A 22,504-nucleotide genomic window follows, 5' to 3' on the forward strand; every position below is an offset into this window, starting at 1 on the left:
TAGGCGCTTTTCGCTCCACTCGACCCTCACCTTCCCACTCGCTCCGCGAGCGGGCCCCTTCCTCTCCCAATGGGAGAGGAAACAAAAAAGGGCGGCGGAACCGAAGTTCCACCGCCCTTCTTTTTCAGCTGTAAGCGTTGGAGCTTACGAAGCCTTCATGTTCGACGACACGTTGGTGAACGTGGTCTTCAGCTGGTTGCCCAGGCCCTGCATCGCGGCAATCGCGGCGACGGCGATGAGCGCGGCGATCAGGCCGTACTCGATGGCGGTGGCACCCTTCTTGTTGGTGAAAATCTTGCGAACGGTCTTCATATCCGGTCTCCAGTGGTTCGAACTACTTCAGTCACCCGGCTGAACCAGGATATGCCCCCGTCCAGCAGTTCGAATCAGTAGGCCAGGGCGGTTGAGAAAAGCTTAAAGCCGGAACGAATTGTTCCGGATAAGCATTAATGCGGGTTCTGGACCTTGTCCGACACGTTATTCCACATGCCGCTTGTCGTGCTGGCCAGCCCTTGCAAGGCGGCGAGCATCGTCAGGACGACCAGCGACAGGATCAGTCCGTACTCGACGGCGGTCGCGCCTCTTCGACTCCTGGCCAGTTGGCGTAGGACATGGATCATCGCTTTTTTGCCGCGTACGGCTCCCCAATCTAGATGGGGATGGTAGGTACGTTTCGTTAACGAATGACCAACAGCGCAAAAGGGACGGTGCCAAATGGACTTGTTGCCAGTGGTGGCCGTGGCGCTGACCGATGCCCAAGGCCGTGTACTGATCGCCCAGCGTCCGTTCGACAAGGAGCATGGCGGCCTGTGGGAATTTCCCGGCGGCAAGATCGAGCCTGGCGAGTCGCCTGAGGCGGCGCTGGTACGCGAATTGGGCGAGGAACTTGGCGTCACTGTCATGCCCGAGCAACTCGAACCGTTGACGTTCAGCAGCGCCGGTCGGACAACGCGGCATCTGCTCCTGCTGCTTTACCGATGCACCGCCTGGCAGGGAGAGCCGCGCGCGCTCGATGCAGCTGCGATCCGCTGGGTGCTGCCTGCCGCGCTGGCGAACTATGACATGCCGCCTGCCGATCGCCCGTTCGTGTCAGTCCTTTCGGGCGAAGGCGGAGGCTAGCGAGACGGTGGCGCTGCCGCGTCGCGCCGGCTTGGGCTGGTCAGGCGAAGGTGCCCAACCGGTCAGGAAGATCAGGTCGAATCGCTCCGTGGTGCGGCCGTCAGGGTCGGCACGCTCGGCAAAAGCAGCGGCGGCGGCGGCTAACGCCGTCCGCGCGAGCGGCACGCGGCCGCGCAGCACGTTGGTCGCCGCCATGCCGCGCAGGTCGCCGATCAGACGAAAGAGGTCGGAATAGCGCACGCTGAGCGTTTCGCTGTCGGCGACCGGCAAAACGAAGCCGGCGCGCACCAGCAGATCGCCGGCCGACCGCACGTCGATCATCGGATGGAAGCGGGCGGCGGGGCGATCGGCTTCGGCCTGAAGAAAACAGGCTCGCATCGTCGGCAGAGACGTGCCCCCGACGAACGCGCCCAGGAACAAGCCGTCCGGCTTGAGCGCGCGCCTTATCTGCGTCAGCGCGCCGGGCACGTCATTGACGGTGTCGAGCACGCCCGCCGAGACGACGAGGTCGAAGCTCTCCGGTTCGACCGGCAACATGTCCTCATCCGACTGGATGCCGTGTGCCTGCGCGGCGAACAGCCGGCCGGCATCGATCCGCGTCACGGCGCTGTTCGGCGGCGGCACGAATGCTCCATCGAAGCATCCGAGATCCAATATATCGGCGAACTTGCGCTTCACCCCATCCAACCGCTCGGCGATTCCGTCGAGCATCGCCGCACGAAGGAAATCGTGATCGACATAGATCGGCGCGGCACGATCGCGGCGCAGTCGCCGTGCCGTGCGATCGAAGATTTCGGGAGAGTCCATCGGCCGCGCTTGTGCCGCCGCGGCGACCGCGCGACAAGAGCGCGATGGGAGTCAGGGACGTCTTCGCGGATGCCGTGTCGCTGGCGTTGCCGCCGCGCTGTCCGGGATGCGGCGCGGTGGTGCGGGGCGACCACAATTTCTGCGCGGCGTGCTGGGATTCGCTCGATCTGCTGGGCGCGCCGTGGTGCGCGACGTGCTGCGCACCGTTCGAGGTCGATCGCGGGCCCGAGGCGCAATGCGGTGCGTGCCTCGCCAAGCCACCAGCGCATGCCGGCGCGCGTGCCGCAGTCGCTTACGGCCCGGTGGCAAAGACCGTCGCGCTGCGGCTCAAATATGGCGGCAGGCTTGCCTTCGCGACGACGGCGGCGCGGCTGATGGCGCGACATATGCCGTCGGACGCGACCCTGCTGGTGCCGGTCCCGCTGCATCGCTGGCGGTTGTGGAGCAGGGGCTATAACCAGGCCGCGCTGATCGCCGACGCATTGTCGACCACGAGCGGCGTCGCGCACGATCCGCTGCTGTTGCGCCGCACGAAGCGAACGCCAGCCTTGCGCGGAATGAACCCGCGCCAGCGCCGGGAGGCGGTACGCGCCGCATTTACGGTCGAACGCCGGATAGAGGAGAGGCACGTCGTGCTGGTCGACGACGTCTACACCAGCGGCGCAACCGCCGACGCCTGCACGCGCGCGCTGCTGAAGGCGGGCGCCGGCAAGGTCACCATCCTGTGCTGGGCGCGCGTCGTCGATGTCACGTCCGATTGACAAGCCGCGCCGCGCTCTCCACCTCTTTCTGACTATGGCGAAGGTAGAAATCTACACCAAGGCGTGGTGCCCGTATTGTGTGCGCGCGATGAAATTGCTCGCGTCGAAGGGCGTCGAGCCGATCGAATATGATGTCACGATGGGCGGCCCCAAAAAGGCCGAGATGGTCGATCGCTCGGGCGGTCGCATGACGATGCCCCAGATATTCATCGACGGAAAGCATATCGGCGGGTCGGACGATCTCGCCGCGCTCGAATCGCGGGGAGGGCTCGACCCGCTGCTCGCGACATGAATCTCGCGGGCAAGATCGCTGTCCTCCAGATGACGAGCGGGATCGATCCCGCCGCCAACCGGACGGCGATGGTCGATGCCGTGGCGGACGCCGCGGCAGGTGGCGCGAAGATGCTGTTCACGCCCGAAGTGTCCGGCCTGGTCGACCGCAACCGCGAGCGCGCTGCACCGAACCTGTTCGGCGAAGCGGATGATCCCGTGCTGGCGGCGGTGCGTGCGGCGGCCTCTCACCACGGTATCTGGGTGCATATCGGCTCGCTGCTGATTCGGCGCGACGACGGTAAATTGGCCAATCGCGGCTTCGTAATCGATGCGGCGGGCGAGATCCGAGCCCGGTACGACAAGCTTCACATGTTCGACGTCGACTTGCCGACGGGCGAGAGCTGGCGCGAATCCGCTTCCTATACGCCGGGCGAAGGCGCCGTGGTCGTGACGACGCCGGTCGGGCGCCTGGGTATGTCGATCTGTTATGATATGCGCTTCCCCGATCTCTATCGCGCGCTGACCAACGCCGGGGCGACGATCCTCGCGATGCCGGCGGCGTTCACGCGGCCGACCGGCGCGGCACACTGGCATGTGCTTTTGCGCGCGCGGGCGATCGAGGGCGCCTGTTTCGTGGTCGCCGCCGCGCAAACCGGTGTGCATGAGGATGGCCGCGCGACTTATGGTCATTCGCTGGTGGTCGATCCGTGGGGTGAAGTACTCCTGGACATGGGAGAAAATCCCGGACTGGGTTTTGCCGAGATCGACCCTGTCCTGCAGGAAGACGTGCGCACACGGGTCCCTGCGCTCAAGCATCGGCGTGCCATCCCAGAGGTGCTCCGCGCGTGATCGTGTTCGACCTCAAATGCGGCGGCGGCCACGTCTTCGAAGCCTGGTTCGGTTCGTCCTCGGACTATGACGACCAGCGTACGCGCGGTCTGGTCAGCTGTCCGATGTGCGGCAACAGCGCGGTGGAAAAAGCGGTGATGGCGCCCAACGTCGCCGCCAAGGGCAATCGCCAGGCCGAAGTCACGCCCGCTGCCGTGAAAGCCGCGATGGCGACTCTGGCCAAGGTACAGCAGCAAGCGCTGGCCAATTCCGAATGGGTCGGAACCGCCTTCGCATCGCGTGCCCGCGCGATGCATTCGGGCGAAGAAGACCATGCGCCGATCCATGGCCAGGCCTCGGTCGAGGAGGCCAAGGCGCTGGTCGAGGACGGCGTCCCGGTTGCGCCCTTGCCCTTTCCGGTCGTCCCGCCCGAAGCCTGCAATTGACCCATTCCCTCGCGCTCGGTACCAGACCGAGCGTGGTTCCGTAGCTCAGCTGGACAGAGCGCCACTTTCCTAAAGTGGGCGTCGGGGGTTCGAGTCCCTCCGGGACCACCACCTCACCATCGCTACGATTGATGCCGCTGCGCCAGACTCCGCTTCCAGCGCGATCGCAATTCGCCGGGGCGCGCGGGATAGCGTTCGTCGAGAAATTGGGCGGTCACGACACGGTCGGTCCGGAAGGTGCGGAAATCCTCGCGCAGTTCGCACCAGGCGGCGATCACGCGCGACTGGTCGAAAAAGCCGACGATCACCGGCCAGATCACGCGTTCGCTGACCTGACCGCGTTCGTCACGATACTCGACGCGGATCTTGCGGCCCTCTCGTATCCAGGTGCGGGCAATCCCCAGGTCGATCGCGTCGGGCGGGGCCATTGATCGGGGCGGCGTGCCGATAGAGGGATCGGCGATGAACGGCCGCAGCCGCTCGGGCACGACCGAGGTTATCTTGGCGATGAGGTCGCGCGCGGCCGCTGCCAATACCGGATCGCCACGTCCAGCCACCCATTGCGCGCCGAGCACGGCTGCCTCGATCTCGTCGGTTGTCAGCATCAGCGGCGGCATGTCGAATGCATCATCGAGGATATAGCCGAAGCCGGCCTCGCCGCGGATCGGAACGCGCTGGCCGATCAGGTCGGCGACGTCGCGATAGACGGTGCGGGGCGAGACTTCGAGTTCTTCGGCGATATCCTGCGCGGTGATCGGGCGCGAGGATCGCCGGAGGATCTGGATGATCTGGAACAGGCGATCGGCACGGCGCATGGGGCTCAAACTCCTACTGACAGGATGCTGTCAGTAGGGTCAGCTTACAAGCCTTTTCATCGGGCGCGGCGATGGGCCGCCGCCTCGAGCGAAGGAGCCGTCCCTATGATTACTCTCTATCACGCCCCGCAATCGCGGTCGTCGCGCATCATCTGGCTACTCGAGGAAGTGGGCGTGCCTTATGAGATCCGCCCCGTGTCGATCTTCCGGCCGATGACCGGCGAGGGCACCCCCGATCCGGCCAATCCGCATCCCGACAAGCGCGTGCCGGCGATAGAGCATGATGGCGCGGTGGTCGCCGAATCCGTCGCGATCCTGCAATATCTGACCGATGCATTTCCGGATGCCGGCCTCGGGCCGCGCGCCGGGACGCCGGAGCGGGGCGCTTACCTCACCTGGCTCGCCTGGTACGCGGCCGAGATGGAGCCGGCGATGTTCGCCGCGATGATGGGCGAACTGGTCGGCGCGCCGAACAAGCAGCGCAATTACGACGCGGTCGTCACCAGGTTGGATCGGGCGCTCGCTGATGGCCCTTACGTGATGGGCGACGCCTTTTCCGGCGCCGACTTGCTGATCGGCAGCGCGCTGGCGTTCGCCCGTCACGCTTTCCCGCCGAGCGAGATCATCGACGCCTATATCGAACGGTGCCGTGCCCGTCCTGCGGCGGTGCGTGGCGCGGCGCTGGACGACGCGTCCGGCATTCAGATCGTGACGGCAGCGGAGCCTGTCCCAGCCTGAATGGTACCCGACTGCAAAAAGGGCGTCGCGCGATCCCCCGCGCGGCGCCCTTTTCGGTTTGAGGTCTGGCTTACGCCTTGACGTGCTTGGAGATGTGCTTGTTCATCTCGAACATCGTGACCTTGTCGGTGCCGAAGACCTTCTTGAGCTTGTCGTCGGCCAGAATCTCGCGCTTGTTGGCGGGGTTCTGCAGATTGTTCTTCTTGATGTGGTCCCACACCTTGCTGATCACCTGGCTGCGCGGCAGCGGCGCCGTCCCCACGATCGCGCCCAGCTCGGGCGACGGGGTGACGGGCGCGTGAATTCCGCCGGTCTTGGGTGCAGTAGCCATTGCATTCCTTCCTGTTCATTTGGCCGGTGTTCCGGCCCCAGACTCGTTACGCCTCATGGAGCGCGCGCCTCTTGTGCGCTGCCTTTTTGCGCTTGTCACGCCTTAGGATAGGGCGCGGGCCGACTTTTGACGCTGAGATGACAGGACCTTGATCCGCAGGGCGCTGGTTTACGCCGGCTCGGTGTGCGGATGGGCAGTTCCGACCCCGGGATTCGGGACACGCGATTGGCGGTGTCCGATGCCGTTTCCAGCTATCGATCTCGAGGACTTCCAGCCGCTCATGTGCGGGCAAGTCATGCAGCCATCGAATTTAGGGTATGTCGAAAGGTTGCTCCCGCCGCGTCAGCGATTAAAGCGGGCGCAACAATCAGGGAGCCGATACCGATGAAGACCCGCGCCGCCGTCGCGTTCGAAGCGAAGAAACCGCTGGAGATCGTCGAGGTCGACCTGGAAGGCCCCAAAGCGGGCGAAGTGCTGGTCGAGATCATGGCGACCGGCATCTGCCATACCGACGCGTACACACTCGATGGGCTTGATTCAGAAGGGATTTTTCCGTCGATCCTGGGCCATGAGGGCGCCGGTATCGTGCGCGAGGTCGGCCCGGGCGTGACCAGCGTGAAACCGGGCGATCACGTCATTCCGCTCTACACGCCCGAATGCCGGCAGTGCAAAAGCTGCCTCAGCGGCAAGACCAACCTGTGCACGGCGATCCGCGCGACCCAGGGCAAAGGTCTGCTTCCCGACGGCACGACGCGCTTTTCGTACAAGGGGCAGCCGATCTTTCATTACATGGGGTGTTCGACTTTCTCGAACTTCACCGTCGTGCCGGAGATCGCGGTGGCGAAGATTCGCGACGACGCGCCCTTCCAGACGAGCTGCTATATCGGCTGCGGCGTGACCACCGGGGTGGGTGCCGTGGTGAAGACCGCGAAGGTCCAGGCGGGCGATAATGTAATCGTGTTCGGATTGGGTGGAATCGGCCTCAACGTCATTCAGGGCGCCAAAATGGTCGGCGCGGACAAGATTATCGGCGTCGATGTCAACGATTCGAAGGAGGAATGGGGCCGGCGATTCGGCATGACCGACTTCGTCAATCCGAAGAAGGTGGAGGGCGATCTGGTCGCCCATCTGGTCGCGCTGACCGATGGCGGCGCCGATTATACCTTCGACGCGACCGGCAATACCGACGTCATGCGCGTGGCGCTCGAGGCGTGCCATCGCGGTTGGGGCACCAGCATCATCATCGGCGTGGCGGAGGCCGGCAAGGAAATCTCGACGCGCCCGTTCCAGCTCGTCACCGGACGTAACTGGCGCGGTACCGCATTCGGCGGCGCCAAGGGTCGCACCGACGTGCCCAAGATCGTCGACTGGTACATGCAGGGCAAGATCGCGATCGATCCGATGATCACGCACGTGCTCAAGCTCGACGAGATCAACAAGGGGTTCGACCTGATGCATGCGGGCGAGAGCATCCGCAGCGTCGTGGTCTTCTAAAAAACACATTCATCTAGGGAGGATAAAGCCATGTTTTCACACATGATGGTCGGCAGCAACGACCTCGACCGATCGAAGAAATTCTACGACGCGCTGTTCAGCGCGATCGGCGGGCGGGAGGCCATGGTCGATCCCAAGGGCCGGCTGATGTATATGCACAATGGCGGCATCTTCATGGTCACCGCGCCGATCGATGGCCAGCCCGCCTGCCACGCCAATGGCGGCACGATCGGCTTCGCGATGGAAACGCCCGAACAGGCGGATGCTTGGCATGCCGCCGGCGTCGCCAATGGCGGCACCCCGATCGAGGAGGATCCGGGCGTTCGCGAAGGGGCCGGCATGAAACTGTACCTCGCCTATCTGCGCGATCCCGACGGCAACAAGCTCTGCGGGCTCCACCGGCTGGGCTAATAGCGTGTCGCTGACCGTCAAATCGACCAATCGTGCATTCGGTGGCGTCCAGGGCGTGTACGAACACGCCTCGGCCGTCACCGGTACGCCGATGACCTTTTCGGTGTTCGTGCCGGAGCATGAGGCGGGCACTCGGCTGCCGGTGCTCTGGTATCTCTCGGGCCTGACCTGCACGCACGCCAATGTCACCGAAAAGGGCGAGTATCGCCGCGCTTGCGCCAAGCACGGTGTGATTTTCGTCGCGCCTGACACCAGCCCGCGCGGCGACGACGTGCCCGACGACCAAGCCTATGATTTCGGCAAGGGCGCGGGTTTCTATGTCGACGCGACCCAGGCGCCCTGGTCGACCAACTTCCGGATGCGGTCCTATATCGAGGACGAACTGCCCGCGCTGATCGCGGCCGAGTTCGCTGCGGCCGATGTGACGCGGCAGGGCATCACCGGGCACTCGATGGGCGGCCACGGCGCGTTGACGATCGCGCTGCGGAACGCGGGGCGCTTTCGCAGCGTGTCGGCCTTTTCCCCGATCGTGTCGCCGCTGCATTGCCCTTGGGGCGAGAAGGCTTTGTCAGGGTATCTCGGCGAGGATCGTGCCGACTGGCGGTCCTATGACGCCTGCGCGCTGATCGACGACGGCGCGCGGGTGGCCGAGATCCTGGTCGATCAGGGCGATGCCGATGCTTTCCTCGCCGACCAGCTCAGGCCCGAGTTGCTGGCCGATGCGTGCCATCGCGCCGGGATCGACCTGACGCTGCGGATGCAGCCCGGCTATGATCACAGTTACTATTTCATCTCGACCTTCATGACCGATCATATCGCCTGGCACGCGGCGCGGTTGGGTTAAGCCGGTCCGGCGAAGCAGAGCAAATTACCGTCGGGATCGGCGACGATGAACGTGCGCGCTCCCCAAGGTTCGGTGCGTAACGGCTGGTGGAATGAGGCGTCGGCCTGCTGAAACTCGAGGAAAAGCGACTTGGCGGCGTCGACCGTCAGGGTCGCGGATAGCGCGTCCATTTCCTCTGCGCGAAATCCGATTGGGCCATCGGTTACGCGCAGGTTGAGCCGGGCTCCGCCGCGGGCGACCTGCGCATAGAAAGCCGGCTCGCCATAGCTGAAGGCGAGCGAGAAGCCGAGGCGATCGGTGTAATAGGCGATCGCCGCCGCCATGTTGGTGACGAAGAGCTGGGGCTCGGCGGCGAGGATGCTCGCGGTGGCGGAGGGCGAGGGGGTGTCGGTCATCGGTTCGCGTTCCTTGAGCAGCGCCTGCCAGCTCTCGAAGCCCGCCTTGCGCGCGACCAGTTCCTGCGCATCGGCGAGCTTGAAGCCGGCGCGCAGGATGTCTTGGTCGGAGAAGGTGGCGAAGCGGGGCAGCATTTCGCGGATGATCGCCGCGACAGGATGATATCCCTCGCGGTGCCAGCGCAGGTGGAGCTTCGCCTGCTTCCTGAAATGCTCGATCCTAGGCATGGGCGCAATTGGTTGACGTCAATCGCAGGCGGGCAATGCCCCTCCGGCCGGATGCCGATGCGCCCTGCAGCAACGTGATCAGCGTTAGGATCGCACGGGTCGGGGGTCAAGAAAAAGGCCCCGCGAGCAAGCCCGCGGAGCCATTATTCGAGTAGTCCAAACCGCCAGCGGGAGCAGCGTTGCCGCTCCCGTGATCTATACGTCAGAACTTGAAGCCGGCGGCGAGGCCGTAGCGGCGCGGTTCGAGCGTGAACGCGTTGGTGAACAGGCCCGACGACTGGTCGGTCACATAGAGACCGGTGATCGCGTTGTTGTTGGCCAGGTTCTGGATGAACGCGCGGACGTAGAATTTGTCGCTCGGCCCGTTGAGCTGGACCTGGGCGTTGATCACTTCATAGCCCTGGATCCGGTTCACGTTGTTGTTGAAGATGCTGCCATAATAGCCGCCGGTATAGGCCAGGTCGGCGCGCGGCACGATCGTCCAGTCGCCACCCAGATGCCCGGTCCACTGAATGCCCGCCGAGAATTTGTAGTGCGGCGACTGCGGCAGTTCGTTGCCCTTGATGTTCACGGCGACGCCGGAGCCAAGGACGGTGACCGGCGCCGAGGTGGCGGCGGCAAAGGCAGTGAGGAGGTCGCAGACGCCGAACGCGCCGGTCGTGTTGGTGCCCGGGATCGGCGTCGTGCCCTGGAAGTTGCCCGGTTGCGCCGGGATGCCCTGGGCAGTGAACGCGCCTGCGTTGATCGCAGCGTTCGCCGAATTGACGAAGCCATTGGAGATCGCCGCGTTGCCAGAATTCGATACCACCGCGCAGTTCGAACCGTTGGTGACATCCTTGATGATCACCGCGTCGGCACGGCCGCCCGACGGATCCTGCGGATTGCCGAGGAACTTGTCGGTGGCGACCTTGGTATGCAGGTAGCTCGCCGACAGGTTGATCAGCACCGAGTCGCTCGGCTTGATGATCGCTTCCGCCTCGGCGCCGTAGATGTCGGCATCGACATTGTCGTTGACTGAGGTGCGGGCGACGATGCGGCTCAGCTGCAACTGCTTATACTGGTAGTAGAAGGCCGTGAGGTTGAGGCGTAGCGTGCCGCCCAGGAAGGTGTTCTTCGAGCCGATTTCGAAGGCGTTGACCGTTTCCGGGCCGAAGGTCAGCGGAACGCTGAACCCTGCGGCGAGTGACGGGTTGATGCCACCCGACTTATAGCCGCGCGAATAGGAGAAGTAGAGCAGGTTGCGCGAGGTGATCTGCCAATCGAGTACCGCGCGGCCGGTCAGGCGCCCGAAGCTGACATTGTTGATCGCCAGCGGCTGGTTGCCCGTGCGCGACGGGTCAGCGTCATAGCAGGCGAAGCCCGGCGATGCGTAAGCGTTGGCCGCACCCACCGGAACGGGGCAGTTCAGCAAGTTGGTGCGCGACTGATAGTCTTTCTCGTCATGATTGTAGCGCAGACCGGCGGTCAGCTTCAGGTTGTTGCTGAAGTTGAAATAGCCCTCACCGAAGAAACCGTAGCTCTTGAGATGGTAGAATTCGGAATCGTTGCGGTAGAACGGCGTGCCGAGCACGTTGCCGGTACCGCCGCCCAGCAGACCCGCCGCATAATCGAGCGCGAACGAGTTCACGTAATAGCTGTTGTCGGTGACTTTATAGTCGAGATAGCCGGCACCGAGCAGGAAGTTGAACGGACCGTCCAGCTTGGACGAGATGATGCCTTCACCGAACCACTGCTTGCCGCTCGCATTCGAACGGTCGAAATCGAGGCTGGTGGGGGCGCAGATCTTGTGGCCGCTGTAAACGCCGGTTCCGGTCGGCTCGGCGAGCGACTGGCAGAGGGTCGAGGTATTGCCGTTCGGCAGCAGGATGTTGCGGATCGCGAGATAGCCCGGGCCGAGCAGGCCGGCGCCGGCAACGGCGTTGAAGGCGTTCAGGCCCGGGTTGGCCGCATAGGACCGCTCGATGCCGATATTATAGTCGACCGTCGAGTCGGTGGTGCCTTCGGTATAACCGCCGTCGAGCTTGAAGAGGACCTTACCGAAATCCTGGCTGAAATTGACCAGGACCTGTTTTTCGTTGGTCTTGAAGCGCGGCAGCGAGTCGATGTTCACCGTGCGCATGTCGGCGGGATTGGTGTAGCCGGTATAGCTGTCGCCGTCGCTCGCATAGACGCTGCCGAGAGCGAACGGCGCCAGCGGCGCCGTTGAGGTGCGCAACCGCAGGAATTGGCTGGAGGTCAGCACCGATGCCAGGGTGGCGTCGCCATTGACCTGCTCGAACGCGAGGCGGTCGGGCAAGCAACCCAACACGCCGGTCGGATCGCGATGGCACAGCTGCTTCTGGACGCGCGAGCGATCGTCATCTTCCTTGAAATAATGGCCGACAATATCGAGCGTGGTGTTCGCGGTCGGCTGGAAGCGCAGCGACACGCGGATGTCGTACTGGTTACGCCCGTCGATATTCGAGTTGGTGGACAGGTTCTTGGTGTAGCCGTCGCGGTTCAGATAATAGCCCGCGACGCGCACGCCGAAGATGTCGCCCAACGGGATGTTGAGCATGCCTTTGACGCGGACGCTGTTGTAATTGCCATATTCGACGTCGCCCGAGGCATGGATGCCCGACAAATCCGGCTTGGCGGTGATGAAGTTGATCACGCCACCGGTCGCGTTGCGGCCGAACAGCGTGCCCTGCGGCCCGCGCAGCACCTCGATGCGCTCCATGTCGAAATATTCGTTCTGGAAGATCGGCGAACCGAGCACCGGCACGTCGTTGACGTGGATCGCGGTCGCCGCGTCGCACGTCACGCCGACGCAGAGGTCGCCGATGCCGCGAATGTTGAACGACGAGGACGAGGTGAAATTGCTCTTGGTGAAGGTGATGTTCGGCAGCGTCAGCTGAAGGTCGCTGGTGGTGTTGATCTGTTGTGCCTTCAGCGCTTCCGAGCTGAACGCGGAGACCGCGATCGGCACGGTCTGGAGGGTTTCGGACTGACGCTGCGCGGTGATGACGATGTCACCGATCTGATCCTGGTCGTCAGCCTGCGGTGCCGGAGCGGGCGCCGCAGGGGCGGGCGCCGGAGTGTCCTGCGCCATAGCGGGCGTGGCTGCGATCAGCGCGATGGCCGATGCGGCGAGCAGTTCGAACTTCCTCATGGTACATCCCCTCATGCAATCGCCCCGATCTTTGTGCCGGTTGGCGTGGTTTTCCGAGTTAGTGAGCTGAGCCTAGGTAGCTTGGTCTTGCGGCGTCAATGGGCTTAAGGCACGAAAATGGCGGGTTTCGCCTTCTGTTGCTTAAAAGAAACAGTATGGACCATACCCAAGTCTCTATTTTGTGGCCCTGACGTAACGTCACCTAGGTTTGAAAGACCGGATCGACAGCGATGAATGACCATGACCATGATTTGAATGACGGCGATCTGGTGGCGCCCGCGCCCAAGATTCCGGTCCCCGACGAGGTTGCGGACGCCGTGCGGACGCTGATTCGCTGGGCAGGCGACGAGCCTGGGCGGGAAGGGCTGCTCGATACGCCGTTGCGCGTGGCGAGGGCCTGGAAGGAATATTGCGCGGGGTATCTGGACGATCCGGCGGTGCATCTGAAGCGGGTGTTCGAGGAAGTGGGCGGCTATGACGACATCGTCTTGCTGCGCGACATTCCCTTTCAGTCGCATTGCGAACACCATATGGCGCCGATCATCGGCAAGGCGCACATCGCCTATCTGCCAAAGGACCGCGTCGTTGGGATATCCAAGCTGGCGCGCGTGCTCCACGGATTCGCGCGGCGCCTCCAGGTTCAGGAACGTCTGACCGCCGAGGTCGCCGATTGCATCTGGGAAAATCTGAAGCCCCAGGGCGTCGCCGTGGTGATCGAGGCGACGCATGCCTGTATGACCGCGCGCGGGGTCCGCACGCCCGGTGTGTCGATGGTCACCAGCCGCATGATGGGCGTATTCCGCGACGACGAACGCAGCCGACGTGAGGTCCTGGCGCTGATGGACATGCAAGGCCGGACATGATCCGCACGGTTCTGGTTACCGGCGGTTCGCGGCGGATCGGCGCGGCGATCGTCCGCGCGCTGGCGCGGGCGGGGCATCGCGTGGTGATCCATCATCACCATCCGCACGATGAGGATGCCGTATCCCTGGCGCGGAAGCTCGATCCCTCGGGCGATCGCGTCGCGACGGTGGTTGGCGACCTTGCCGCGCCCGATGCCGCCTCGGTGATCCTGCGCGCGGCGCGTAACGCGATGGACGGTCCGATCGACGGGCTGGTCAATTGCGCTTCCGTCTTCGAGTTCGATCGGCCGCCGCACTTCGATCCCGCCTTGCTCGCTCGGCTGACCGCGGTGAACCTCGCCGCGCCCACCGCGCTCGCTTGTGCGCTGGCCGAACAGGACGGGCTGGAGGACGGCGCGGTGGTCAATCTGCTCGACCAGAAGGTCGCCAATCTCAATCCCGATTTCTTCAGCTACACGCTGACCAAGATCGCGCTCGAAGGCGCGACGACGATGCTCGCCCAGTCGCTGGCGCCGCGTATCCGCGTCAACGCTGTTTCACCCGGCCTGACTTTGCCAAGCGGCGATCAGAGCGAGGCGGAATTCCAGAGCGTAGCGGGCGAAAATTTGCTGCGCCGGCCGGTGCCCATCGAAGAAGTGGCGCGCGCGGTCGAGTACCTGCTCACGACGCCGGCGGTGACGGGGCACAATCTGTTCCTGGATAATGGCCAGCGGTTCCTCAAGCGGCAGGGCGATGTGATGTTCTCTACACCGGGCCGCCGCGATGGCTGAGGCGACCTATACGATCCGTCTAGACGGACTCGAGGTACGGATGGGGCTCGGCATCCACGAAGCGGAACTCGCCGGGCCTCAGCGCGTGCTGGTGTCGGTGGCGATGACCTGCACCTATCCGGCGGTGCCCGACGATCGGATCGAGGCGGTGGTCGATTACGACCATATCCGCGAAGGCGTGCTGGCGATCGCCGCCAGCGGGCACGTTATGCTGCAGGAGGTGCTCTGCGAGCGCATCGCGACGCTCTGCTTTGCCGATCCGCGAGTAGTCGCGGTGACGGTGCGGTCGACCAAGCCGGACATCTATCCGGACGCGCGGATCGGGTGCGAGATCACGCGCCGGCGGGAATAGGCTCGCCGCGATCATGAACGGAAATCCAGCAGGGAGGAAGATATGACGCTGTCGCTCTATTCCGCCGTCGTTCCCAATTATGTGCAAATTCTTGGAGCGGTGCGTGGACTGCTCGACAAGGCGGAGGCGCATTGCGCCGAGACCGGCTGTGATCCGGACGACCTGCACAACGCGCGGCTCGCCGACGACATGCTGCCCTTTGGCTATCAGGTGAAATCGTGCTCGGCGCACTCGATCGGGGCGATCGAAGGCGTACGGGCCGGCGTCTTCTCGCCCGACAGGTCTCCATGGCCAACGAGCTTCGACGGTTTGCGCGAGGCGATCGATCATGCGCTCGCTGCGGTCGAAGCGCTCGATCCCGACGAGATCAATGGGTTCGTCGGCCGCGATATGCGCTTCACGATGGGCGAGAGGACGATGCCGTTCACCGCCGAAGACTTCCTGCTCTCCTTCTCCCAACCCAATTTCTATTTCCACGCGACGACCGCCTACGACATCCTGCGGTGGAAAGGCGTCAAGCTGGGCAAACGAGACTTCATGGGCCGCCCGCGCACGAAGGTGTGATCTTTCGGTGACCACCTCCCGGCGGCGAGAGCAGCGCCGGCATCTGTTCGCAGATCAGCTACAAGATGAACCGGACACATTAAGAGGAGGGGAGATGAAGCGGGTCATTCTTGGAGCGCTGGCAGTTTCGCTCGCCGTTCCCGCAATCCCGTACGGCGGCATGCGGGTGGCGCGCAACGGGATTGAAGGATCGTGGCAGACCACTTGCCTGCCGATCGGCAAGAACGGGCGACACGGTTCTATCACCCGGCTTGAGATCGGGCACGGCAGGATCATCGCATCGTCGCAAGTCTATGCTCACAGCAATTGCGACACGCCCACCGTCAGGACGGACTATCGCGGCGCCGTGACCAAAGTGACGCCCGGCGCCGGCGGTGCGACCGATTTCGATCACAAGGTCGAGGCGATCACGACGACTCCGGACGATCCCGAGGTCGTGACGATCTATAATGCCCGCAATCCCGGTTCGGGCTGCGGTTTCGGTGGCGGCTGGCAACTCGGTGTCGCGCGACCGGTCGAGGGCCGGACCTGCGCGCCATGGACGTTCCCGGCGATCGGTACGAACCTCTACGAACGTGGCTGGGTGTCCGGCGACGAATTGCGCATCGGTAGCTTTCCAATGGTTTGGGACAACACCACGCCCGATAAGCGCCCTAAGACGTCCGGCCTGTTGATCTTCCGTCGCGTGGCCAAGTAAACATGGTTGCGCATTGCAAAAGATCTGGGCGACGTGAGGCGCAGTGGATGCCGCGACGGTCGCGGCATCACAAATTGAGCGTCACCCCGCGCGGTTGGCAGCGCTCAACACGGCTCTGACGCTCGCAGTCGCGACGTCCTCGTCGATGCCGACACCCCAGACCGTTCCGCCATTCGCCGCGCGGCATTCGATATAAGCGGCTGCTTGCACATCCGTGCCATGGCCGATCGCATGCTCGACATAATCCACGACCTCGAGTTCGATCCCGAACCCGTCGCGGATGCCGGCGAGCACGCTGGAGATCAGGCCGTTGCCACGCCCGCTCACCGACTTGACGCTGCCGGTTTCCGCGATGCTGCCGGCGAAGATGCGTTCGCCATTGGGAGCGCGGGTTTCGTCATAAGCCTGGAGCTGAAGGCGCTCGCCACCATAAGGCAGGTAGGTGCGTTGAAAGAGCTGCCAGATATCGTCGGCATCGAGTTCGCGGCTGGTCTGGTCGGCCAATGCCTGAACATGCTTCGAGAAATCGGCCTGCAAGCGTTTGGGCAGCTTCAGCCCCTTATCCTGCTCCAGGATCCAGGCGACGCCACCCTTGCCCGATTGCGAGTTGACTCGGATCACCGCCTCGTAGCTGCGGCCTAGGTCGGCCGGATCGATCGGCAGATAGGGCACTTCCCAATAATCGTCGTTCTGGCGCTCGCGCGCGGAGAACCCCTTCTTGATCGCGTCCTGATGCGAGCCCGAAAACGATGTGTAGACCAGTTCACCGGCATAAGCGTGGCGCGGATGCACCGGCAGGTTGGTACAATAGGTCACGGTATTGATGATCTGGTCGATGTCGGAGAAATCCAGCCCGGGATCAACGCCTTGAGTGTACATGTTGAGCGCAACCGTCACCAGGTCGCAATTGCCGGTCCGCTCGCCATTGCCCAGCAGGCAGCCTTCGACACGGTCGGCGCCGGCCATCAGCCCCAACTCCGCCGCCGCGACCCCCGTGCCGCGGTCGTTGTGCGTATGCAGGCTGATGATCACGCTGTCGCGATTCGGGATGGTACGCCCGAACAGCTCGATCTGGTCGGCATAGACGTTAGGCGTCGCGCATTCGACCGTCGCCGGCAGGTTGAAGATGATTGGCTTGTCGGGCGTCGGCTGGAGCACGTCCATCACTGCGGCGCAAACCTCGACCGAGAAGTCGACTTCGGCAGTCGAAAAGGTTTCGGGGCTGTATTCGAACCGCCAATCAGTCCCCGGCCGCGCCGCGGCGCAGTCGCGCAGCATCTTGGCACCCTCGATCGCGATCGCCTTGATCTCGTCCTTTGTCATGCCGAACACGATCTTGCGCCAAGCCGGCGACACCGCGTTGTACAAATGCACGATCGCCTTGGGTGCGCCGACCAAACTGTCGAAGGTGGTCTCGATCAAATCGCGTCGCGCCTGCGTCAGCACCTGGAGCGTGACGTCGTCGGGTACGCGGCCCGATCGCACCAGATCCCGGATATAATCGAAATCGGTCGCGCCGCTCGCGGGGAACCCGACCTCGATCTCCTTGATTCCGGTCTTGACGATCAGGTCGAAGAAGCGGGTCTTCTTCTCGGCGTCCATCGGATCGATCAGCGCCTGGTTGCCGTCACGCATGTCGGTCGACAGCCAGATCGGCGCCTTGGTGATCGTCCGCGACGGCCATTGGCGGTCGGGCAGGTTGATGGGGGGAAAGGGGCGGTATTTGGTCGATGGATCGCGCAACATGGCTATGGCTCTTCTCGTCGTCAGGAGCGGCGGGGAGGGTCAGGCCCTTAGGCGCGGTGCGCGCCGTCGCCGGCACGCGGGATGAACTACGCGCCTAAGGGCGCGTAAGTCGAAGCAGGGTAAGGCCGAGTCCGATCGTCATCTCGCGAACAGCCGTAGCCGCTGACGGTTAAGAAAGTCCAGCCCGAAAGACTGATCCACGGCAACGTCATGCCGAGCGCATTGTGGCAGTATCACTGCCCTGTAAGGAGTATTGTATGCGTCAGATCGTGTATCGCAGCACCACAACCGCCGATAGCGGCCGAGCCGCGGACGACATTCCCGGCATCCTGCGGCAGGCAGTGGCGCGCAACGGGATCGATGGCATAACCGGGTTGCTTTACACTCAGGAAAGCGAGTTCCTGCAGGCGATCGAGGGCCCTGTAGACAGCATCTCGGACCTGCTCGCGCGGCTCCATGACGACGGTCGCCATCGCAAGATCGAGATTCTGGTCGATCGGCCGATCGAGCGTCGCGAGTTCGGCGACTGGACGATGATCTACCGCGACCGCCGCGAATCGATCGACGCGTTCGATGACCGCTTGCGCGTGCTGCTCTCGGGCGTGTCGGACGAGACCGTGCGGCACTTCCGGGCGCTGCAACCAGCCTAATCCCCGAACAGCGCGTCGAACGGGCTCTTGGGCAGGCACCAGAGGAACGCGACGAGTGCCGCGGCGCCGATGCCGAGCCACGGGGACAGGAAGGTCAGGGCCGCTCCGACCAGATAGATCAAGACCGCGGCAATGCCCTTGCGGGAGGTCTGGCGATGATAGGTATCGGCGCTCGTGCCCTGAACGCCGGTGCGCCGGATTTCGCCCTGTAGCGGCACGTAAAACACCCCGGGCAAGACCATCGACGCAAGGTAGACCAACGTCGCCTCGCGGCTGAAATGCTGTTCGCCGAGATAGGCCGCGGTGAACGGGATCAGCGACAATGTGAACAGCAGGCCGAGGTTCAGCCAGATCAGCAGGTTGGTGACCCGCATGGCGTGGCTGAATAACCGATGGTGGTTCGCCCAATAGATGCCGACATAGGCGAAGCTCAGCACATAAGCGAGGAAGACCGGCCAGAGGTGGACCAGCTTGTCGAGACCCGGCAGTTCGGGTGCATGCAATTCGAGCACCATGATGGTGACGATGATCGCCAGCACCCCGTCCGAAAAAGCCTCGACACGGCCGATCCCCGGCCTGCCTTCCCCGACTTCGCTCATTCCACCTCCGGCCCCGCGTTGATGACGGGGCCGGTTTAGACGAAATCAGCTGCGCGTCAGTTCTTTTCCTTGTCGACCAACTTGTTCGCGCCGATCCATGGCATCATCGCGCGCAGCTCGCTGCCGATCTTTTCGATCGGGTGAGCGGCTGCCGCCTTGCGCGCGGCCTTGAGCTCGGGCTGGCCGGCGCGATTGTCGAGGACGAAATTCTTGACGAAACGGCCCGACTGGATGTCTGCCAGCACGCGCTTCATCTCGGCTTTGGTCTCGTCGGTGATGATCCGCGGGCCGGTGGTGATGTCGCCATATTCCGCGGTGTTCGAGATCGAATAGCGCATGTTGGCGATGCCGCCTTCATAGAGCAGGTCGACGATCAGCTTGGTTTCGTGGAGGCATTCGAAATAGGCCATCTCGGGAGCGTAACCTGCCTCGACGAGCGTCTCGAACCCGGCCTGGATCAGGTGAGTGATGCCGCCGCACAGCACAGCCTGTTCGCCGAACAGGTCGGTTTCGCACTCTTCCTTGAAATTGGTTTCGATGATGCCCGACCGGCCGCCGCCGACGCCTGAAGCGTAAGCGAGCGCGATGTCATGTGCGTTGCCGCTCGCGTCCTGATGGATCGCGATCAGGCAGGGAACGCCACCGCCGCGGACATATTCGCTGCGCACGGTGTGGCCGGGGCCCTTGGGCGCGATCATGATCACGTCGATATCCGACGGTGCCTCGATCAGACCGAAATGCACGTTGAGGCCGTGCGCGAAGGCGATCGCCGAGCCCGGGCGCATATTGCCCTTGAGGTCATTCTCCCATATCGCGGCCTGGTGCTCGTCGGGGGCGAGGATCATCAGGATATCGGCCCATTTGGCCGCGTCCTTGTTCGACAGCACCTTGAACCCGGCGCCCTCTGCCTTCTTCGCGGTGGCCGAGCCTTCGCGCAGCGCGATCGCCACGTCCTTGACGCCGCTGTCGCGCAAATTCTGGGCATGGGCATGGCCCTGCGAGCCATAGCCGACGATGGCGATCTTCTTGTCGGTGATCAGGTTCAGATCGGCGTCGCGATCGTAATAGACACGCATTTGATTCCCTTTCGAACTTAACCGTCATGCCAGCGAAAGCTGGCATCTCATGAGTTGATTCCCTGGTGGCGCAAGATCCCGGCTTTCGCTGGGATGACGCGATCTGCCGATCGCTACGCCGCGTCCTTCCCCCGCGAAATGGCGACGATACCGGTCCGCGCCACCTCGATCAGGCCGACCTCGTTCATCAGTTCGACGAACTTGTCGATCTTCTCGGTGCCGCCGGTCACCTCGAACACGAAGCTCGATATCGTCGCATCGACCACGCGTGCGCGATACACTTCGGCCAGGCGCAAGGCCTCGATCCGCGCTTCGCCGGTGCCGCGCACCTTGACCAGCGCCAATTCGCGCTCGACATGCGCGCCCTCGGTGGTCAGGTCGCGGACCTTGTGGACCGGTACCAGCCGATCGAGCTGCGCGACGATCTGTTCGAGGACATGGCTGCTCGCCGAGGTCACGATGGTGATCCGGCTGACCTGCTTGTCCTCGGTGATCTCGCTCACCGTCAGGCTCTCGATATTATAGCCCCGCGCGGTGAACAGGCCGGCGATCCGCGCCAGGATGCCCGGCTCGTTGTCGACGATCACCGCGAGCGTGTGACGCTCGGCTTTCTCTTCTTTGATGTGCACCTTTGGATCGTCACCCCAGCGAAAGCTGGGGTCTCCCTGTTATAATGGTGTGCGCTTGCGGCACGAGATCCCAGCTTTCGCTGGGATGACGGTAAACACTAGACCAACGCCTTGGCTTCGTCGTCGAGCGTACCCGCCACCTTGTCGGTTTGCAGGATCATCTCGACGTGCGACGCGCCCGACGGGATCATCGGGAAGCAATTCGCCAGCTTGGCGACGCGGCAGTCGACGATCACCGGGCCGTCATGCGCGATCATGTCGGCGATGCCGCCGTCGAGCTGCGACATCTCCTCGATCAGGATGCCCTTCCAGCCATAGGCTTCGCCGAGCTTCACGAAATCGGGCAGACTGTCCGAGTAGCTTTCCGAATAGCGACTTTCATAGGTCAGCTCCTGCCACTGGCGGACCATGCCCATATATTCGTTGTTGAGGATGAAGATCTTGACCGGCAGGCGATATTGCGTCGCCGTCGCCAGCTCCTGGATATTCATCTGGATCGACGCTTCGCCGGCAATATCGATGACCAGCGATTTGGGATTGCCGAGCTGCGCGCCGATCGCGGCGGGCAGGCCATAGCCCATCGTGCCGAGCCCGCCCGAGGTCAGCCATTTGTTGGGCGCCTCGAAATCGAAATGCTGCGCCGCCCACATCTGGTGCTGCCCGACCTCGGTGGTGATGATCGGAGACTGGTCCTTGGTCGCTTCCCACAAGGCGCGGATCGCGCGCTGGGGCATGATCTCCTTGCCGTCGCCTTCGGGGAAATCGAGGCTCTTGACCGCACGCCAGCCCTCGATCCGGCGCCACCACTCGCTGGTGTCGGGCTTGGGGTGCTGGCGCGCTTTCCACACGCGGACCATGTCCTCGAGCACATGACCGACATCGGCGACGATGCCGAGATCGATGCGCACTGTCTTGTTGATGCTCGATCGGTCGATATCGACATGAACCTTGCGGGCATTGGGCGCAAAGGCGTCGAGCCGTCCGGTGACGCGATCGTCGAACCGCGAACCCAGCGCGATGATCAGGTCCGCCTGGTTCATCGCCCAGTTCGCTTCATAGGTTCCATGCATGCCGAGCATGCCGAGCCATTGCGGGCTGGAGGCGGGAAAGGCGCCCAGGCCCATCAAGGTCGAGGTCACCGGCGCGCCGGTTATCCTGGCCAACTCGCGCAGCAATTGCGACGCGGCAGGTCCGGAATTGATGATGCCGCCGCCGGTATAGAGGATCGGGCGCTCCGCCGCCGCCAGCATGTCGACGAGCTGCTCGATCACAGCCGGATCGGCCTTCATTTGCGGGCGATAGGTCTTGTGCTGGATCGGACCGGGTTTGGTATATTTGGCGGTCGCAACCTGGACGTCCTTGGGAATGTCGATGACGACCGGCCCCGGACGACCCGACGTTGCGATATGGAACGCCTCATGGACCGTCGCGCCCAGCCGGGCCGGATCCTTCACCAGGTAATTGTGCTTGGTGCAGTGCCGTGTGATGCCAACCGTATCGGCCTCCTGAAACGCGTCCGATCCGATCAGGTGGGTCGCGACTTGGCCAGTGATGACCACCATCGGGATCGAATCCATCAGCGCATCGGTGATGCCGGTGACCGCATTGGTCGCGCCGGGGCCGGAGGTAACAAGCACCACGCCGGGCTTGCCGGTCGAGCGCGCATAGCCCTCCGCCGCGTGCGTCGCGGCCTGTTCGTGGCGGACCAGGATATGCCGCAACCGCTTCTGCTTGAAGATCGCGTCATAGATCGGAAGCACCGCGCCGCCGGGATAGCCGAACACGACTTCCACGCCGAGATCGCACAGCGCCTCGACCAGAATATCGGCTCCACTTTTTTCGGCCACGACAATGTCCTCCTTCTTCGCATACGCAACATGATTGCAGACGGGCGGCTCTACGTGCATGAAAACTACG

General features: G+C 63.6%; 27 protein-coding genes and 1 tRNA gene. 16 read left to right on the plus strand and 12 right to left on the minus strand.

Annotation, left to right across the window (positions count from 1 at the left end; genetic code table 11):
• Nucleotides 1–144: 144 nt before the first annotated feature.
• Together SPR01S_RS12840 and SPR01S_RS12845 are read right to left on the minus strand one after the other, a co-directional pair.
• Entirely contained in the window at nucleotides 145–312 is a 168-nt protein-coding gene (locus SPR01S_RS12840; protein ID WP_066590201.1) for a Flp family type IVb pilin, read from the minus strand.
• Between the two features lie 134 nt (nucleotides 313–446).
• Complete coding sequence (locus tag SPR01S_RS12845; RefSeq protein ID WP_066590203.1) at nucleotides 447–620, minus strand: Flp family type IVb pilin; 174 nt, start codon at nucleotides 618–620, stop codon at nucleotides 447–449.
• A gap of 94 nt (nucleotides 621–714) precedes the next feature.
• Between SPR01S_RS12845 and SPR01S_RS12850 the strand changes: the two genes are divergently transcribed.
• A complete protein-coding gene (locus tag SPR01S_RS12850; protein ID WP_066590204.1) occupies nucleotides 715–1,119 on the plus strand; it encodes a (deoxy)nucleoside triphosphate pyrophosphohydrolase in 405 nt (134 codons plus the stop codon).
• On the opposite strand, the gene SPR01S_RS12855 is transcribed toward SPR01S_RS12850, so the two are convergent.
• Nucleotides 1,090–1,926, minus strand: coding sequence for a class I SAM-dependent methyltransferase (locus tag SPR01S_RS12855; protein ID WP_066590206.1), 837 nt, complete (start codon nucleotides 1,924–1,926; stop codon nucleotides 1,090–1,092). The two genes, SPR01S_RS12850 and SPR01S_RS12855, sit on opposite strands and share 30 nt — an antisense overlap.
• 44 nt (nucleotides 1,927–1,970) lie before the next feature.
• Between SPR01S_RS12855 and SPR01S_RS12860 the strand changes: the two genes are divergently transcribed.
• The 5 genes from SPR01S_RS12860 to SPR01S_RS12880 all read left to right on the plus strand — a co-directional run bounded on the left by SPR01S_RS12860 (nucleotide 1,971) and on the right by SPR01S_RS12880 (nucleotide 4,345).
• Nucleotides 1,971–2,687, plus strand: a complete 717-nt coding sequence (locus SPR01S_RS12860; protein ID WP_066590281.1) for a ComF family protein — start codon at nucleotides 1,971–1,973, stop codon at nucleotides 2,685–2,687.
• A gap of 34 nt (nucleotides 2,688–2,721) precedes the next feature.
• Entirely contained in the window at nucleotides 2,722–2,979 is a 258-nt protein-coding gene (gene grxC / locus SPR01S_RS12865; RefSeq protein WP_066590207.1) for a glutaredoxin 3, read from the plus strand.
• A complete protein-coding gene (locus tag SPR01S_RS12870) occupies nucleotides 2,976–3,809 on the plus strand; it encodes a carbon-nitrogen hydrolase family protein (RefSeq protein WP_066590211.1) in 834 nt (277 codons plus the stop codon). The genes grxC and SPR01S_RS12870 overlap by 4 nt, the downstream gene beginning before the upstream one ends.
• Nucleotides 3,806–4,234 (plus strand): DUF1178 family protein, encoded by a 429-nt coding sequence (locus SPR01S_RS12875; protein WP_066590212.1) that lies wholly within the window; start codon nucleotides 3,806–3,808, stop codon nucleotides 4,232–4,234. The genes SPR01S_RS12870 and SPR01S_RS12875 overlap by 4 nt, the downstream gene beginning before the upstream one ends.
• Before the next feature lie 34 nt (nucleotides 4,235–4,268).
• A tRNA-Arg gene (locus SPR01S_RS12880) sits at nucleotides 4,269–4,345 on the plus strand.
• 11 nt (nucleotides 4,346–4,356) lie between these two features.
• Here SPR01S_RS12880 and SPR01S_RS12885 read toward each other — a convergent pair.
• Nucleotides 4,357–5,049: a helix-turn-helix transcriptional regulator gene (locus tag SPR01S_RS12885; RefSeq protein ID WP_066590214.1), complete on the minus strand. Its 693-nt coding sequence runs from the start codon at nucleotides 5,047–5,049 to the stop codon at nucleotides 4,357–4,359.
• Nucleotides 5,050–5,154: 105 nt separating this feature from the next.
• Between SPR01S_RS12885 and SPR01S_RS12890 the strand changes: the two genes are divergently transcribed.
• A complete protein-coding gene (locus SPR01S_RS12890) occupies nucleotides 5,155–5,787 on the plus strand; it encodes a glutathione S-transferase family protein (protein ID WP_066590215.1) in 633 nt (210 codons plus the stop codon).
• Nucleotides 5,788–5,857: 70 nt separating this feature from the next.
• Here SPR01S_RS12890 and SPR01S_RS12895 read toward each other — a convergent pair whose 3' ends face one another.
• Entirely contained in the window at nucleotides 5,858–6,118 is a 261-nt protein-coding gene (locus SPR01S_RS12895; RefSeq protein WP_066590217.1) for an SWIB/MDM2 domain-containing protein, read from the minus strand.
• Nucleotides 6,119–6,502: 384 nt separating this feature from the next.
• Here SPR01S_RS12895 and SPR01S_RS12900 point away from each other — a divergent pair, with 384 nt between their 5' ends.
• From SPR01S_RS12900 to fghA, 3 genes are read left to right on the plus strand one after another with little or no spacing between them, the layout of a single operon-like run.
• A complete protein-coding gene (locus SPR01S_RS12900) occupies nucleotides 6,503–7,612 on the plus strand; it encodes an S-(hydroxymethyl)glutathione dehydrogenase/class III alcohol dehydrogenase (protein ID WP_066590219.1) in 1,110 nt (369 codons plus the stop codon).
• Between the two features lie 30 nt (nucleotides 7,613–7,642).
• Complete coding sequence (locus tag SPR01S_RS12905; RefSeq protein WP_066590220.1) at nucleotides 7,643–8,023, plus strand: VOC family protein; 381 nt, start codon at nucleotides 7,643–7,645, stop codon at nucleotides 8,021–8,023.
• A 10-nt stretch (nucleotides 8,024–8,033) separates the two neighbouring features.
• Entirely contained in the window at nucleotides 8,034–8,867 is an 834-nt protein-coding gene (gene fghA, locus SPR01S_RS12910; protein ID WP_157082246.1) for an S-formylglutathione hydrolase, read from the plus strand.
• On the opposite strand, the gene SPR01S_RS22055 is transcribed toward fghA, so the two are convergent.
• Together SPR01S_RS22055 and SPR01S_RS12920 are read right to left on the minus strand one after the other, a co-directional pair.
• Nucleotides 8,864–9,490, minus strand: coding sequence for a VOC family protein (locus SPR01S_RS22055; protein WP_066590223.1), 627 nt, complete (start codon nucleotides 9,488–9,490; stop codon nucleotides 8,864–8,866). The genes fghA and SPR01S_RS22055 overlap by 4 nt on opposite strands.
• 202 nt (nucleotides 9,491–9,692) lie before the next feature.
• Nucleotides 9,693–12,641, minus strand: a complete 2,949-nt coding sequence (locus SPR01S_RS12920) for a TonB-dependent receptor (protein ID WP_066590225.1) — start codon at nucleotides 12,639–12,641, stop codon at nucleotides 9,693–9,695.
• A gap of 230 nt (nucleotides 12,642–12,871) precedes the next feature.
• Between SPR01S_RS12920 and folE the strand changes: the two genes are divergently transcribed.
• From folE to SPR01S_RS12945, 5 genes are all read left to right on the plus strand, one after another.
• The gene (folE, locus tag SPR01S_RS12925; protein WP_066590227.1) at nucleotides 12,872–13,504 is read left to right on the plus strand and encodes a GTP cyclohydrolase I FolE; all 633 of its coding nucleotides are present in this window, start codon (nucleotides 12,872–12,874) and stop codon (nucleotides 13,502–13,504) included.
• Nucleotides 13,501–14,274 (plus strand): SDR family oxidoreductase, encoded by a 774-nt coding sequence (locus SPR01S_RS12930; RefSeq protein WP_066590229.1) that lies wholly within the window; start codon nucleotides 13,501–13,503, stop codon nucleotides 14,272–14,274. The genes folE and SPR01S_RS12930 overlap by 4 nt, the downstream gene beginning before the upstream one ends.
• The gene (locus SPR01S_RS12935) at nucleotides 14,267–14,626 is read left to right on the plus strand and encodes a dihydroneopterin aldolase (protein ID WP_066590230.1); all 360 of its coding nucleotides are present in this window, start codon (nucleotides 14,267–14,269) and stop codon (nucleotides 14,624–14,626) included. Before SPR01S_RS12930 ends, SPR01S_RS12935 begins: the two co-directional genes overlap by 8 nt.
• Before the next feature lie 42 nt (nucleotides 14,627–14,668).
• Nucleotides 14,669–15,190, plus strand: a complete 522-nt coding sequence (locus tag SPR01S_RS12940; RefSeq protein ID WP_066590234.1) for a DUF1993 domain-containing protein — start codon at nucleotides 14,669–14,671, stop codon at nucleotides 15,188–15,190.
• A 94-nt stretch (nucleotides 15,191–15,284) separates the two neighbouring features.
• Nucleotides 15,285–15,887 carry a hypothetical protein gene (locus SPR01S_RS12945; RefSeq protein WP_157082245.1) on the plus strand — a complete coding sequence of 201 codons (603 nt, stop codon included), beginning with the start codon at nucleotides 15,285–15,287 and terminating at the stop codon, nucleotides 15,885–15,887.
• 81 nt (nucleotides 15,888–15,968) lie between these two features.
• Here the strand turns inward: SPR01S_RS12945 and leuA are convergent, their stop codons facing one another.
• The gene (leuA, locus tag SPR01S_RS12950) at nucleotides 15,969–17,633 is read right to left on the minus strand and encodes a 2-isopropylmalate synthase (protein WP_066590241.1); all 1,665 of its coding nucleotides are present in this window, start codon (nucleotides 17,631–17,633) and stop codon (nucleotides 15,969–15,971) included.
• A gap of 257 nt (nucleotides 17,634–17,890) precedes the next feature.
• Here leuA and SPR01S_RS12955 point away from each other — a divergent pair, with 257 nt between their 5' ends.
• A complete protein-coding gene (locus tag SPR01S_RS12955) occupies nucleotides 17,891–18,283 on the plus strand; it encodes a BLUF domain-containing protein (protein ID WP_066590243.1) in 393 nt (130 codons plus the stop codon).
• On the opposite strand, the gene SPR01S_RS12960 is transcribed toward SPR01S_RS12955, so the two are convergent.
• The 4 genes from SPR01S_RS12960 to SPR01S_RS12975 form a co-directional block, all read right to left on the minus strand.
• A complete protein-coding gene (locus SPR01S_RS12960; protein ID WP_245661992.1) occupies nucleotides 18,280–18,882 on the minus strand; it encodes a TMEM175 family protein in 603 nt (200 codons plus the stop codon). The two genes, SPR01S_RS12955 and SPR01S_RS12960, sit on opposite strands and share 4 nt — an antisense overlap.
• Nucleotides 18,883–18,938: 56 nt before the next feature.
• Nucleotides 18,939–19,958 carry a ketol-acid reductoisomerase gene (gene ilvC, locus SPR01S_RS12965; protein ID WP_066590248.1) on the minus strand — a complete coding sequence of 340 codons (1,020 nt, stop codon included), beginning with the start codon at nucleotides 19,956–19,958 and terminating at the stop codon, nucleotides 18,939–18,941.
• A gap of 113 nt (nucleotides 19,959–20,071) precedes the next feature.
• Nucleotides 20,072–20,587, minus strand: coding sequence for an acetolactate synthase small subunit (gene ilvN, locus SPR01S_RS12970; RefSeq protein ID WP_066590250.1), 516 nt, complete (start codon nucleotides 20,585–20,587; stop codon nucleotides 20,072–20,074).
• Nucleotides 20,588–20,685: 98 nt separating this feature from the next.
• Nucleotides 20,686–22,434 (minus strand): acetolactate synthase 3 large subunit, encoded by a 1,749-nt coding sequence (locus tag SPR01S_RS12975; RefSeq protein WP_066590283.1) that lies wholly within the window; start codon nucleotides 22,432–22,434, stop codon nucleotides 20,686–20,688.
• Between the last annotated feature and the right edge of the window lie 70 nt (nucleotides 22,435–22,504).

This window comes from Sphingomonas pruni NBRC 15498 (assembly GCF_001598455.1).
Taxonomy (GTDB): domain Bacteria; phylum Pseudomonadota; class Alphaproteobacteria; order Sphingomonadales; family Sphingomonadaceae; genus Sphingomonas; species Sphingomonas pruni.

Bases quoted from the DNA above. Each gene is read 5' to 3' on its own strand.
- SPR01S_RS12890 (WP_066590215.1), top strand. From the start codon at position 5,155: ATGATTACTCTCTATCACGCCCCGCAATCGCGGTCGTCGCGCATCATC.
- leuA (WP_066590241.1), bottom strand. From the start codon at position 17,633: ATGTTGCGCGATCCATCGACCAAATACCGCCCCTTTCCCCCCATCAAC.
- SPR01S_RS12850 (WP_066590204.1), top strand. From the start codon at position 715: ATGGACTTGTTGCCAGTGGTGGCCGTGGCGCTGACCGATGCCCAAGGC.
- SPR01S_RS12885 (WP_066590214.1), bottom strand. From the start codon at position 5,049: ATGCGCCGTGCCGATCGCCTGTTCCAGATCATCCAGATCCTCCGGCGA.
- SPR01S_RS12840 (WP_066590201.1), bottom strand. From the start codon at position 312: ATGAAGACCGTTCGCAAGATTTTCACCAACAAGAAGGGTGCCACCGCC.
- SPR01S_RS12930 (WP_066590229.1), top strand. From the start codon at position 13,501: ATGATCCGCACGGTTCTGGTTACCGGCGGTTCGCGGCGGATCGGCGCG.
- SPR01S_RS12860 (WP_066590281.1), top strand. From the start codon at position 1,971: ATGGGAGTCAGGGACGTCTTCGCGGATGCCGTGTCGCTGGCGTTGCCG.
- SPR01S_RS12845 (WP_066590203.1), bottom strand. From the start codon at position 620: ATGATCCATGTCCTACGCCAACTGGCCAGGAGTCGAAGAGGCGCGACC.
- ilvC (WP_066590248.1), bottom strand. From the start codon at position 19,958: ATGCGTGTCTATTACGATCGCGACGCCGATCTGAACCTGATCACCGAC.
- SPR01S_RS12955 (WP_066590243.1), top strand. From the start codon at position 17,891: ATGCGTCAGATCGTGTATCGCAGCACCACAACCGCCGATAGCGGCCGA.
- grxC (WP_066590207.1), top strand. From the start codon at position 2,722: ATGGCGAAGGTAGAAATCTACACCAAGGCGTGGTGCCCGTATTGTGTG.
- SPR01S_RS12900 (WP_066590219.1), top strand. From the start codon at position 6,503: ATGAAGACCCGCGCCGCCGTCGCGTTCGAAGCGAAGAAACCGCTGGAG.
- SPR01S_RS12905 (WP_066590220.1), top strand. From the start codon at position 7,643: ATGTTTTCACACATGATGGTCGGCAGCAACGACCTCGACCGATCGAAG.
- SPR01S_RS12935 (WP_066590230.1), top strand. From the start codon at position 14,267: ATGGCTGAGGCGACCTATACGATCCGTCTAGACGGACTCGAGGTACGG.
- SPR01S_RS12940 (WP_066590234.1), top strand. From the start codon at position 14,669: ATGACGCTGTCGCTCTATTCCGCCGTCGTTCCCAATTATGTGCAAATT.
- SPR01S_RS12920 (WP_066590225.1), bottom strand. From the start codon at position 12,641: ATGAGGAAGTTCGAACTGCTCGCCGCATCGGCCATCGCGCTGATCGCA.
- SPR01S_RS12895 (WP_066590217.1), bottom strand. From the start codon at position 6,118: ATGGCTACTGCACCCAAGACCGGCGGAATTCACGCGCCCGTCACCCCG.
- SPR01S_RS12945 (WP_157082245.1), top strand. From the start codon at position 15,285: ATGAAGCGGGTCATTCTTGGAGCGCTGGCAGTTTCGCTCGCCGTTCCC.
- SPR01S_RS12960 (WP_245661992.1), bottom strand. From the start codon at position 18,882: ATGAGCGAAGTCGGGGAAGGCAGGCCGGGGATCGGCCGTGTCGAGGCT.
- folE (WP_066590227.1), top strand. From the start codon at position 12,872: ATGAATGACCATGACCATGATTTGAATGACGGCGATCTGGTGGCGCCC.
- SPR01S_RS12870 (WP_066590211.1), top strand. From the start codon at position 2,976: ATGAATCTCGCGGGCAAGATCGCTGTCCTCCAGATGACGAGCGGGATC.
- SPR01S_RS12855 (WP_066590206.1), bottom strand. From the start codon at position 1,926: ATGGACTCTCCCGAAATCTTCGATCGCACGGCACGGCGACTGCGCCGC.
- SPR01S_RS22055 (WP_066590223.1), bottom strand. From the start codon at position 9,490: ATGCCTAGGATCGAGCATTTCAGGAAGCAGGCGAAGCTCCACCTGCGC.